The 11,464-nt window shown below is 39.1% G+C and carries 10 protein-coding genes; 5 read left to right on the top strand and 5 right to left on the bottom strand.

Annotated features, from left to right (window positions below; translation table 11 throughout):
• Positions 1-6: 6 nt before the first annotated feature.
• The 3 genes from EHQ49_RS03950 to EHQ49_RS03960 form a co-directional block, all read right to left on the bottom strand.
• Positions 7-477, bottom strand: a complete 471-nt coding sequence (locus EHQ49_RS03950; protein ID WP_135576554.1) for a PaaI family thioesterase — start codon at positions 475-477, stop codon at positions 7-9.
• Positions 478-498: 21 nt separating this feature from the next.
• Positions 499-708, bottom strand: coding sequence for a hypothetical protein (locus EHQ49_RS03955; RefSeq protein ID WP_135576556.1), 210 nt, complete (start codon positions 706-708; stop codon positions 499-501).
• 88 nt (positions 709-796) lie between these two features.
• Complete coding sequence (locus EHQ49_RS03960; protein WP_002972591.1) at positions 797-1,819, bottom strand: rod shape-determining protein; 1,023 nt, start codon at positions 1,817-1,819, stop codon at positions 797-799.
• A 144-nt stretch (positions 1,820-1,963) separates the two neighbouring features.
• Here EHQ49_RS03960 and EHQ49_RS03965 point away from each other — a divergent pair, with 144 nt between their 5' ends.
• The 3 genes from EHQ49_RS03965 to EHQ49_RS03975 all read left to right on the top strand — a co-directional run bounded on the left by EHQ49_RS03965 (position 1,964) and on the right by EHQ49_RS03975 (position 7,412).
• A complete protein-coding gene (locus EHQ49_RS03965; protein WP_135576558.1) occupies positions 1,964-3,565 on the top strand; it encodes a Ppx/GppA phosphatase family protein in 1,602 nt (533 codons plus the stop codon).
• The gene (locus EHQ49_RS03970) at positions 3,562-6,132 is read left to right on the top strand and encodes a SpoIIE family protein phosphatase (RefSeq protein ID WP_135576560.1); all 2,571 of its coding nucleotides are present in this window, start codon (positions 3,562-3,564) and stop codon (positions 6,130-6,132) included. The genes EHQ49_RS03965 and EHQ49_RS03970 overlap by 4 nt, the downstream gene beginning before the upstream one ends.
• A gap of 62 nt (positions 6,133-6,194) precedes the next feature.
• Positions 6,195-7,412, top strand: coding sequence for an MFS transporter (locus tag EHQ49_RS03975; RefSeq protein ID WP_135576562.1), 1,218 nt, complete (start codon positions 6,195-6,197; stop codon positions 7,410-7,412).
• Between the two features lie 126 nt (positions 7,413-7,538).
• On the opposite strand, the gene EHQ49_RS03980 is transcribed toward EHQ49_RS03975, so the two are convergent.
• Both EHQ49_RS03980 and bcp read right to left on the bottom strand, forming a co-directional pair.
• Complete coding sequence (locus tag EHQ49_RS03980) at positions 7,539-9,017, bottom strand: leucyl aminopeptidase (RefSeq protein ID WP_135576564.1); 1,479 nt, start codon at positions 9,015-9,017, stop codon at positions 7,539-7,541.
• Positions 9,014-9,487, bottom strand: coding sequence for a thioredoxin-dependent thiol peroxidase (bcp, locus tag EHQ49_RS03985; RefSeq protein ID WP_135576566.1), 474 nt, complete (start codon positions 9,485-9,487; stop codon positions 9,014-9,016). The genes EHQ49_RS03980 and bcp overlap by 4 nt, the downstream gene beginning before the upstream one ends.
• A 78-nt stretch (positions 9,488-9,565) precedes the next feature.
• Here bcp and EHQ49_RS03990 point away from each other — a divergent pair, with 78 nt between their 5' ends.
• On the top strand, positions 9,566-9,958 hold the full coding sequence (locus tag EHQ49_RS03990; RefSeq protein WP_135576568.1) for a hypothetical protein: 393 nt from the start codon (positions 9,566-9,568) through the stop codon (positions 9,956-9,958).
• A 27-nt stretch (positions 9,959-9,985) separates the two neighbouring features.
• Positions 9,986-11,458: a potassium/proton antiporter gene (locus EHQ49_RS03995; RefSeq protein WP_135576571.1), complete on the top strand. Its 1,473-nt coding sequence runs from the start codon at positions 9,986-9,988 to the stop codon at positions 11,456-11,458.
• Positions 11,459-11,464 lie beyond the last annotated feature (6 nt).

An 11,464-nucleotide genomic window follows, 5' to 3' on the forward strand; every position in this document is an offset into this window, starting at 1 on the left:
AAAAAATTAACGAGGTTCTGCGATTGCGTATTTGTATTTTGCTTGTGCAGTTCTTTTATTGTCTTCGTTAAAAAAATCGCAGATGTATTCTAAAAGTTTTCCATTTTTTTGAACTAATCTTGCCTTGGCCCGAACGGTTTCAGTTCTTACAGGGCGGAGGTATCGTATCGATGCATCCATTGTGAAGGTTCTTTCTCTTTCGTTTTCCACATGAAAGAATGCCATAATTGAGGTAAGCGTATCACCGACGCTAAAGAAACAACCTCCATGCATAAATCCGTGAAGGGCTCTGTTACTTTGAGAGTAGGGAATGTCTGCTTCGGAAATTTCCGAAGTAAGATTCAAAACTTTCATATTTGTTGCCCCTGGATGGCATTGGTCGATTAAATTCTGGGCTTGTTCTATTAGAGAACAGTTTTCCTTTAGAGTAAAAATATCCATTGGTACATTATGATATAGTAATTCTAATACATTCATCTTTCACTCGTTTTGTTTTTATTAGATGAAGAGTAACATTTTGTCAGATTTGAGTCTTGGAAAAACCTGCAGTTGGTTGGTTTTTTGTTCTGGATTGTATCTGCTTGGGGATAGGTCACCAGTAAGTGAGTCAATGTCCGCGATAAATTCCACTACAATTTTATCGACGTTACACCAACGGCGTAAGAAAAGGGATGTTTTGTATTCTGGATTCCCTTCCCTAGGGGACAAAACAACCGATCTGCTAGAATCAGATAAACTCTGGCAAAAAAAAAGGGAACTTTCGTTCCCCTTTTTCACCTTACCATGTAACCGAAGTTTAACGGATTCCTGGTTTGATGTATTTGAGTTCGTCGAGGTAACGACCTGTTCCGAGCACCACACAAGTCAGTGGGTTTTCGGCACGGAAAACAGGAACTCCTGTTTCTTTCGTGAGGTAATGTTCCAGACCACGAAGGAGGCAACCACCACCTGTGAGAACAATTCCACGTTCTACGATGTCGGCTGCAAGTTCTGGTGGAGTTCTTTCCAATACGGATTTGATTCCGTCTAGGATTTCGTCTGTCGGCTCTTTGAGGGCTTTACGAATTTCGTTAGAATCAAGTTCGAGGGTACGTGGAAGACCAGAGATTGCGTCACGACCTTTCACTTCCATCGTGTCCACACGTTTGTCAGCAAAAGCGTTTCCGATGGTCAGTTTGATATCCTCGGCAGTTCTTTCTCCGACCACTAGGTTGTATTGGTTACGAAGGTATTTCACAATGGCTTCATCGAATTCGTCACCACCAGTTCGGATGGACTCAGCGATCACCATACCACCAAGAGAGATCACAGCGATTTCTGTAGTTCCTCCCCCGATATCAACGATCATGTTCCCCGCTGGTTCATGGATCGGGATGTTGGCACCAATCGCCGCTGCGAGTGCTTCTTCAATGAGGAAAATTTCACGAGCTCCTGCTTGTTCGGCAGACTCACGAACGGCACGTCTTTCTACTTCGGTGATCCCAGAAGGAACTCCGATGACGATGCGTGGTTTTACAAATGTAGTGCGGTTGTGAACTTTAGCGATGAAGTAACGAATCATCTTTTCTACAGTTTCGAAGTCGGCGATCACCCCGTCTTTCATAGGGCGGATGGCAACGATATCACCAGGAGTTCTTCCTAGCATTCGTTTTGCTTCTTGTCCCACTGCGAGGACTCGGCCAGTAGAGGCCTGGACTGCCACGACCGACGGTTCTGAGAGGACGATCCCTTGTCCTTTCACATGCACGAGGGTGTTCGCGGTTCCCAAATCGATTCCCATATCGTTCGAGAAAAGTCCATAGAGGTTATCAAATATCATATCAGATCCTGGTGAAAGAAGTACGAAAGGGGGAATTTACGGTGGGTTCACACCAAAACAATAGAATTCTACCCGTTCCCCATAATTTTCGGCTGGTTTTTGCTTTCAACCGTAAAAATTTTCGTTAGGCTAGTTACAAACAAAATGCTTCCTTTCTCACAAATCTTAAGAAAACCCAATTCCGCATTTCGCTCGGAAAAGATACTCGCTGCCATTGATTTGGGCACAAATTCTTTCCACATCGTTGTCGTAAAACTAAGACCGGATGGTACGCTTGAATATCTGACCAAAGAAAAGGAATCGGTAAGACTCGGGAGCGGTAGCAGTGATTATGCGGTCATCCAGGACGATGCCATGGAGAGGGGACTTGCTTGTCTCAAACGGTTTCGTACCCTTGCTGATTCCTATCAGGCAGAAATTCGAGCTGTTGCCACAAGTGCACTCAGAGAAGCAGAAAACCGCCAAGTGTTTCTCGACCGAGCCGAGAAGGAAATAGGAATCCAAATCCAAGTAGTTTCCGGAAATGAGGAAGCAAGGCTGATTTATATGGGGATTTTACAAGGCCTTCCCGTTTTTGATAAACGAATTTTACTCATTGATATCGGAGGAGGGAGTACAGAACTACTTGTGGGTGAAAAGGGGGAGATTCTTTTTTCTACCAGTTTGAAACTTGGGGCCATTCGATTGACGGAAAAGTATTTAAAGAAAGATCCCATAAGTCCTACCGACATCCAGAAATGCCGGATTCATATTGAATCGGTTCTATCAGCATTTTTGCCTCAGATTGAAACTTGGAAACCCTTTATGGTTGTGGGAAGTTCTGGTACAATCTCCTCTGTGACCTCCATTGTTTTGGAAAAAAAGATGGAAAAAAGGGACAGATTGAACGGAACAGAAATCACAATTGATCAGTTTAAAGAAGCAAGAAAACAAGTGTTAGATGCTGATAGTTTAAAAAAAAGGTTAAAAATCCCAGGACTTGATGCCAAAAGGGGGGATATCATTGTCGGTGGAGTTTTGGTTTTGGATGAAGTATTACAAAGAATCAAAGCTCCTTCTTTTACTGTAAGTGATTTTGCTCTCCGAGAGGGGATTGTGTATGATACGATCGAGTCTTGGTACAGGCATACCGATAGTTCTCTTCCCCCACTAGACAATATTCGTGAAAAGGCAATCAAAACTGTAGCCAATCTTTATCCCCAAGGAAAAGGGCATGCGGAAGCGGTTGTAAAGATCACCTTGCAGATGTTTGATGATTTGAAGGATTTACATGGTCTTGGTAATCTAGAGCGAGACTATTTGGAGACTGCTTGTTATTTACACCAAGTGGGTCTTTGTATTTCCCACCACAACTATCACAAACATAGTTATTATATCATCCGAAACTCAGAGGCTATGGTGGGGTTTTCTAATGCAGAAATTGAGATCATTGCTCTTCTTGCCCGTTATCATAGAAAGGGTGGACCCAAAGGGAAACACGAAGAGTTTAAGGCTTTACGAACAGAAGATCAAATCCTTGTAAAAAAGTTAGCTGCGTTTTTAAGAATTGGAGATGGACTCGACCGTTCGGAAAAATCCATTATCCAAAGGCTTGACGCTGTGTACGAAAGAGGAAAGGTTTTTTGTAGATTGTATCACAAAAAGGGGACCGATCCCAATTTAGAATTATGGTCTGTATCCGAAAAAAAAGATCTATTTGAAGATACTTTTAATACTAAAATTGAATTCCAGGTGAGTTTGATATGAAACGAAATGTATTCATAATTTTTTTATTTTTGCTGATTACGAACTCAATCTTTTCTTTGCCGATTGATTTAACAAAGAACTGGTTGGTGACTCAAGGATTTGTATTAAAAGATTCTAAAGATTTTTCTAAATGGAAATCTTTAGACACACTTCCGTTATCAACTATTGTTTCCAGTTTTGATTGGGAACCAAATCAACTTCGTAAGATAACAATGCTCAAATCAATTTTGTTGTCACCTACGGATTTTAAAAAAACGGAGGATGATGCATTTAGTTTGCATATTCCTTATATATCAAATTGTTTTGAAATTTATTTGAATGATACTTTGATTTCTTCGGGTGGTATCATTAAAAACGACGTTATCGTAACCAGTGGTTATAAAAGGCATATCATCATTCGGCTAAATCGAAACTTACTAAAAGTTGGACAAAACCAAATTCGAATTTTGGTAGCTGCTGAAGATGGCGAAGAGCTGAATGTATACAAACTATTTAATGATTTTCCTGCAAATATTGATTTAGCATCCGAACATTTGAATATAGTCGATGAATACGAAACCTATATGTTGTTATTTCTATATTTTTTTGTAGGAATTTATCACGGATTATTTTATTGGAAACGTAAACAGGAATCATATAACCTTTATTATGCTCTATTTTCTATATTTTTAGCAATATATATGATTTTCCGATCTCAAGGAATTTATCGTTTTGGTCTGGATCCGTTTACTCAGTCAAGAATTGAATATTTTATAGTATTTTTAACTCCTGTATGGTTGTTGATTTTTGCTGATTTGTTTTTTCGTTCACGTATCAGTTTACCATCTAGGGTCTATTTTTATTTTAGCCTGTTTTTGAGTATCATTCAGATTTTTGTTTCACGTTCTGTTTCTGTGATTCTTCTTCGGGTCTGGCAGTTTTCCGTCCTTCTGTTTGCAGTTATGTTGTTGTATTTAACTATTTCTGCAGTAAGAAAAAACAATAAAGATGCAAAACGGCTTTTGATCGGGTTGATTTTTCTTTTGAGCACAGGGACCTGGGATGTGTTAGGTGCCACTGGATTATTGCCAATCCAGAATTTGAACTTATTACGATTTGGTTTTTTGACCTTTGTTCTAGGGATTGCTGTAGTACTTGCAAATCGTTTTTTGCGTGTCCACAGACAAGTAGAGGAACTCAATTTAAGTTTAGAGAAAAAAGTAGAAGAAAGAACAAACGAATTACAAAATACATTAACCAAAGTACAAGAACTAAAAGTACAACAAGACGGGGATTATTTTCTGACTTCTTTGCTTTTGGATCCGTTGAGTAAAGGGAAAGCAGAATCTTCAAACGTATTAATTCATTCCTATGTGAAACAGAAAAAAGAATTCGAGTTTAAAGGCAAAAAAAGAGAAATCGGTGGAGATATCATTATCAGTGATTCCATTACTTTGAATGGTAAAACCTATTTAGTTTTTATTAATGGGGATGCAATGGGTAAATCCATTCAAGGTGCTGGTGGAGCTCTAGTTTTAGGTGTTGTTTTTTTATCATTTATCAAACGTACTCAAATGATTTTAGAGGGACAAAAAAAATCACCAGAACGTTGGATCAAAGAATGTTTTTATGAACTCCAAACTATATTTGAATCCTTTGACGGATCTATGTTGGTCTCAGTTGTGCTCGGTCTTATCGAAGAAGATACGGGTGTTTTGTATTATCTGAATGCAGAACATCCTTGGACCGTATTGTATCGTGATGGTGGCGCTTCGTTTATTGAGGAAGAATTGGAACTTAGGAAAATTGGTACCAAAGGAATGGATGGGGATGTCCGGGTTCGAATTTTTCCACTTGAGAAAGGTGATGTTATTTTTATTGGATCTGATGGGCGTGATGATTTAGTTTTGTTGGATTCAGTAGATGGAATTCGACAAATCAATGAAGATGAAACAAAGTTCCTCTTAGTTGTTGAAAAGTCGAGAGGTGATTTAAATTTGATCGTCGAAAATTTATTGGAGATCGGTTCATTGTCAGATGATCTCACTTTACTTCGATTAGAGTGGTTAAGTTCTTCTAAACGTGTTTCTCGTGAGTCACTTTTTGATTCATCTACTGATAGTTATGTGTATGGTAAAGTTAAGGATCTTCTCGAAAAAGGCAACGCTGAGGAAGCATTTCAAACAATAGAATCGTTACTTTCCAATGGAACATTGAATGACGATGTTCGTATCAATTTAATTAGAGAAAAATCTAGAATCTCTTTATTGCTGAAAAGATATGATGTGGCTGTGGAAACTTTAGAATCCGTTTTTCCATATTTTGTCACCGATAACGAAATCCTCCTTCAATTAAGTTTTGCTTACCGTAAATCCAAAAACATAAAAAAGGCAATTGACCTTGCTGAGAGTTTGCGAGCCAGGGATCCAAAACATATTAGAAACCTGATCAATTTGGTCGAATGTTATAGGCTTTCTCGAAAATCAGAAAGGGCAAAAAAGATTTTTGACAAGTTACTCGCTTTGGCCCCTGAACATCCACAAGTCCTCAAACTAAAGGAAATGATAGACCAAGAAATTCTTATTTAAATGACCTATCTAATATTTTTAGAATTGTTAAAAAATAAAGAAAACCTATCTATTTACATACCATGGATTTTAAATTCTCCGCGTATCATATTTTTGTAGTAGGTATCCTTGCTTTTTTGCAATTCACCGTAGTTCTTGATTTTATGATTCTTTCTCCGCTCGGAGTTTTGGTCATGAAAGAACTACAAATTTCAACCCAACAGTTTGGATTTGTTGTTTCGGCTTATGCATTCAGTGCGGGGATTTCCGGAATATTTGCGGCTGGTTTTGCTGATCGTTTCGACCGTAAAAAGATGTTATTGTTTTTTTACATCGGATTTGTGTTCGCTACCTTTCTATGTGGAATCGCAACCAGTTATTTCTTTTTGTTAGGGGCACGTATCTTAACTGGTGTATTCGCGGGAGTTCTTTCTTCCATATCTTTTGCCATAGTTGCCGATCTGTTTCCTTTGCAAGTGAGAGGAAGGGTGATGGGATTTATTATGACTGCCTTTGCAGCAAGCCAAGTTTTTGGACTTCCGATTGGTATTTTTATCTCCAATTTGTGGGGATGGCAGTCTCCTTTTCTGATGATTGCCGGGATCAGCGGACTGGTCGGTTTTGTGATTTTCTTTTATTTAAAACCTGTGACAACTCATCTTGATAATAAAATTGAAAGACATGCGTTTTTACATTTAGTAAAAACACTTGCAGAACCCAAATACTTTCCCGCTTTTATTGCAACTACCTTACTTGCTACCGGCGGGTTTATGCTTATGCCTTTTGGTTCTGCATTCTCGGTTCATAATCTTGGGGTGAGATTAGAAGACTTACCACTGGTTTATATGATCACTGGAGTTGTATCCATATTTGGTGGACCAATCATGGGTAGGTTAAGTGACTGGATTGGTAAATATAAGATGTTTGTGATTGCTTCAGCTCTCGCCGCCATAGTCATTATTTACTATACAAAAATGCAAATCACACCACTCCCTATTGTCATTTTTGTTAACTCTATACTTTTTGTATTTGTTTCTGCACGTATGATTTCTGCTAATGCATTGACCTCTGCTGTTCCCGATTTACATGACCGAGGTGCTTTTATGGCCATTAGTTCTTCTGTCCAACAAATCTCCGGTGGAATTGCAGCTTCTGTTGCTGGCCTTATTGTTGTACAAACTTCCAGTGGTTATATGGAGCGGTATGATATATTAGGTTATGTTGTTGCTGCTGCGATTTTAATTACTGTAGCTTTAATGTACAATGTGAACAAAATTGTTCTGAGTAAACATGGGAAATAAATAATATTACGTTACAATTTTCATTATTGAAATTTACAGTCGAGTTATATTCCAGAGTGAAATTCAATCATTACGGCGGGGAGAATCAATTCACCCGCCGTTTTTGTTTTTTGCTGATTGAAGATTTTATTTTTTAGAAAGTTCGTTTGCCAAATCAACTAACAAACGCACTCCGTAGCCAGTAGGCCCACTAAATTGGGTTCCTGATTTTTTCTTCCTCCATGCGGCACCTGCGATGTCAATATGCGCCCAGTTAATGGACTCATCCACAAACTTAGACAGAAAAATTCCTGCAGAAATTGTCCCCGCACCTTTACCACCACCAGTGATATTTTTGAGATCGGCAATGTCCGATTTCAAATCTTCGCCGTATTCTTCCCAAAGAGGAAGTTCCCAAACCCTGTCATCCGATGTTTCGGATGCTTTGAATAGGGCTTCACGCAGTGGATCTGAATTGGTGAGAATGGCCGCTGCTTCATGGCCAAGCGCAATGATTACGGCTCCTGTGAGTGTTGCTAAATCCACCATATAGTCTGGTTTGTAGTTTTTGGAAACGTAAGATAAAACATCACCTAATACAAGTCTTCCTTCTGCATCTGTGTTTTGTACTTCTACAGTCGTTCCATTATATGCCGTATAAACATCACCCGGTTTGATGGCCTTACCATCTGGCATATTTTCAGCTACACCAATGGCTGCAATAATGTGGATAGGAAGTTCAAGTGCAGCAATAGCGCCAATCGCGTGTATGGTGGCCGCGGCTCCACACATATCGTACTTCATTTCGTGCATCTCACCCGGTGGTTTGAGTGAAATTCCCCCCGTATCAAAGGTTAATCCTTTACCTACAATCGCAAATTTCTTTTTGGCTTTTGTCGGTTTATATTCTAGAATGACCATCTTTCCTTGAAGTTCTGACCCACGCGCAACTGCAAGGATACCACCAAGTCCTTCTTTTTTCAATTGAGGTTCATCCCAAACTTTTACAGATAGTTTGTATTCTTTGGCGATTTCTTTGGAACGAGAAACAAAGTCATCCGGCGTGAAATAGTTTGCCGGTAGATGAGCGATGTGACGTGCACCGTTGACGTGTTTGGCGACAACTTTACTTTTAGAAAGACCGGATTCTGCTAAACTAGTTGCTGATTTATCTTCGAACTTTAGATATACCGCACCTAATTTCTTTTTTTCTTTTTTCTTTGTTTGTAAAACGGAAATGGGATAACTTCCGATATAAAGTGTATTAGCAATTTGGTAAGCGATTCGGTCTGCTGAGAACTTTTTGGAAAGTGATTTGGAGATAATGATCTCAAGACCCATTCCATCATAACCGAGAATTTTTTCTCCGTATTTAAAAAAATGGGAAATGAACTTTCTGAAGTTTAATTTTTCTTTTTCACCTAATCCGAGATAAATGATTTGTTCGGATTCATCCCGAAACTCTTTTCCAAGTTCTCCTGAGAATACTTTGGTTTCTATCTGAACGGAAAATTTTTTTCCAAGTTCTTCTTTCACATCTTCTTGAAAGATGGGGATGAGTTTGTAATAAGAGCCGGATTTGGGTGAACCGATTTGAATTTGTAGTGGAGAGACTTCTATTTTCATTTCCCTTGGATTTCCTGAATGTCTTTGATGATTTCTTCAACGTGTCCTTTTACCTTCACGCTGTCATAGATTTTTTTGATTTTGAGGGAGTTGTCTAAAAGGAAGGTAGACCTTACAATTCCCATTCCTCGTCTTCCCATAAATACTTTTTCTCTCCATACCCCGTAAGCCTCGCAGATTTCTCCCGATTCGTCAGAGATAAGATCAAAATTGATTTCTTGTTTTTCGATGAATTTAGTGTGAGATTTTGGATTGTCTTTGGAAATTCCGATCACATTGTATCCGAATTTTTTGAGTCGTGCGAAATTGTCTCGAAAGTCACAAGCCTCTGTTGTACATCCTGGTGTCATGTCTCTCGGATAAAAATAGACAACGATTCCATTTTTTCCTGTTAGATCTGCTAGTTTTACTTTTTCGCCGTTTTGATTGATACTTGTAAAATTGGGGGCTTTTTTGCCTACTTCCAACATATATTTCTCTCCTGGTAAATGCATTCTTTTAGACAATTTTCAGTTGTCAATTTCTGATTTTGGTTCGATACTCTTTGTATGGACTCCAAGGAAAGAGTATTACTGATTCGCGAAGCAAATACCGCCTTCAATGCAGGTGATATTCGGAAAGCACGTGAACTCTTCCTAAAAACCGATTACAAAGACGGACTCATTCGTTTAGGTGATCATTTTATGTACGATCGGAAACTTCCCATGTTGGCCTTTGGATACTACAAAAAAGCAGGCAGGCAAGACAAAGTGGATGAAATTTTCCAACGAATGGTCTATGCACTCTCAGTTTGGCTCGGTCGTGACAAGTGGAAACTCCCGGAATCGGCAAACCAAATAAACTCAAGTGCGAAGTCATCTACTCCCCTGAACCCTGATGATTTTGTCGTACATCCCATATTGAAAGCCAAGGCTTTAGAGATACTTTCTTCTAAACGATAGTCCATCAGGATCGTCTAAGGAATAAACATGATAGATAGTTTTACCTTACAAGCTCTTGTTATCTCCACGCTCATATTATTTTCCATTTTATCGAGTAAACTATTCTTTCGTTTTGGATTCCCTATACTTCTCATTTTCTTAACCTTTGGTATGTTAGCTGGCGCTGATGGCCCAGGTCGAATCGATTTTAGTGATTATGGTCTAGCACAGTCGATAGGTATTTTTGCTTTAATTTATATTCTGTTTTTAGGTGGACTTGAAAGTGAGTGGGATAGTTTAAAAAACTTCCTCGCCGTTGGGATTCGTTTGTCAATCATTGGAACGATTCTTACTGCCCTCATTTTGGGTGTAGTCATTCATTATTTATTTCCTGTGCTTGGGTTTATGGAATCTTTTTTGTTAGGGTCTATTGTCAGTGCGACAGACGCGGCCTCTGTATTTAATATTTTCAAAACGGATTCAACAGACCTTCCCGTCCATTTAAAGAAAATCATCGAATTTGAATCTGGTTCGAATGATGCGGTGGGTGTTCTTCTCACCACTATCTTTATGAATCTCATCAGCGCGGATGCAAGTTTCAATGGGTTTCAATTCTTTCGATTCTTTGTGATGCAAGTTCTTGTGGGAGTGATGATGGGATATAGTTTAGGTATCCTCATTCTTTATTTGATGAACTCCGTGAAACTGGGATACGACGGTCTTTATTTAGTTTTTATTACGGCATCAGTTCCTTTCATTTATGCGGTGACTACTGTTTTTCAAGGGAATGGGTTTTTGGCGGTTTACATTGCTGGTATTATTGTTGGTCGAAATAAATTCATTCACAAGAAGTCCATCTTTCGATTCTTAAATGGATATGTTTGGATTTTACAAATTGGAATGTTCCTTTGTTTCGGACTATTGGTGTATCCCACTCGTATGGCCAATATTTGGGTACCGGGGCTTCTTATTGGGGTATTGTTGATTCTTTTTGCAAGACCTGTGGCGGTTTTTATTTCTCTCATTCGAGTGAAGTTACCTGTGAGAGAAAAATTATTTATTTCGTGGGTGGGTCTCCGTGGTGCATCACCAATCATTCTTGCTACTTTTCCTATAGCACAAGGCCTTGTTTGGGGTGACTTACTCTTTCATATTGTTTTCTTTGTGGTTCTTGTTTCCCTTCTTGTCCAAGGTTCTCTCATCCCTCGGGTGGCGCAGTGGTTAGGAATTTTAAAAAAGGATCCGGATCGTAAAATTTATCACCCTACTGACTTCGATAACATTGAGTTTCCAGGTATGACTTTACAAGAGTTGATTGTGCCGTATAACTCTAGTGTGGTGGATAAAGCCTTGTTTGAAATCAAACTTCCTGAACAGTCACATATCCTACTCATTGCCCGGGGGGAACAATTTTTGATTCCATCAGGGAATACACAAGTAAGAGGTGGGGATGTGATTTGGGTTTTGGCGAAAGACGATGTTATGCCGATCATTGGCCGAACGTTTATGGCCATTTCCTAGATATCA

Source organism: Leptospira perdikensis, from assembly GCF_004769575.1.
Taxonomy (GTDB): domain Bacteria; phylum Spirochaetota; class Leptospiria; order Leptospirales; family Leptospiraceae; genus Leptospira_A; species Leptospira_A perdikensis.

Excerpts from the sequence above, each read along its gene's own strand:
- EHQ49_RS03990 (WP_135576568.1), top strand. The coding sequence starts at position 9,566 with ATGGACTCCAAGGAAAGAGTATTACTGATTCGCGAAGCAAATACCGCC.
- EHQ49_RS03965 (WP_135576558.1), top strand. The coding sequence starts at position 1,964 with ATGCTTCCTTTCTCACAAATCTTAAGAAAACCCAATTCCGCATTTCGC.
- EHQ49_RS03995 (WP_135576571.1), top strand. The coding sequence starts at position 9,986 with ATGATAGATAGTTTTACCTTACAAGCTCTTGTTATCTCCACGCTCATA.
- bcp (WP_135576566.1), bottom strand. The coding sequence starts at position 9,487 with ATGTTGGAAGTAGGCAAAAAAGCCCCCAATTTTACAAGTATCAATCAA.
- EHQ49_RS03950 (WP_135576554.1), bottom strand. The coding sequence starts at position 477 with ATGAATGTATTAGAATTACTATATCATAATGTACCAATGGATATTTTT.
- EHQ49_RS03975 (WP_135576562.1), top strand. The coding sequence starts at position 6,195 with ATGGATTTTAAATTCTCCGCGTATCATATTTTTGTAGTAGGTATCCTT.
- EHQ49_RS03980 (WP_135576564.1), bottom strand. The coding sequence starts at position 9,017 with ATGAAAATAGAAGTCTCTCCACTACAAATTCAAATCGGTTCACCCAAA.
- EHQ49_RS03960 (WP_002972591.1), bottom strand. The coding sequence starts at position 1,819 with ATGATATTTGATAACCTCTATGGACTTTTCTCGAACGATATGGGAATC.
- EHQ49_RS03970 (WP_135576560.1), top strand. The coding sequence starts at position 3,562 with ATGAAACGAAATGTATTCATAATTTTTTTATTTTTGCTGATTACGAAC.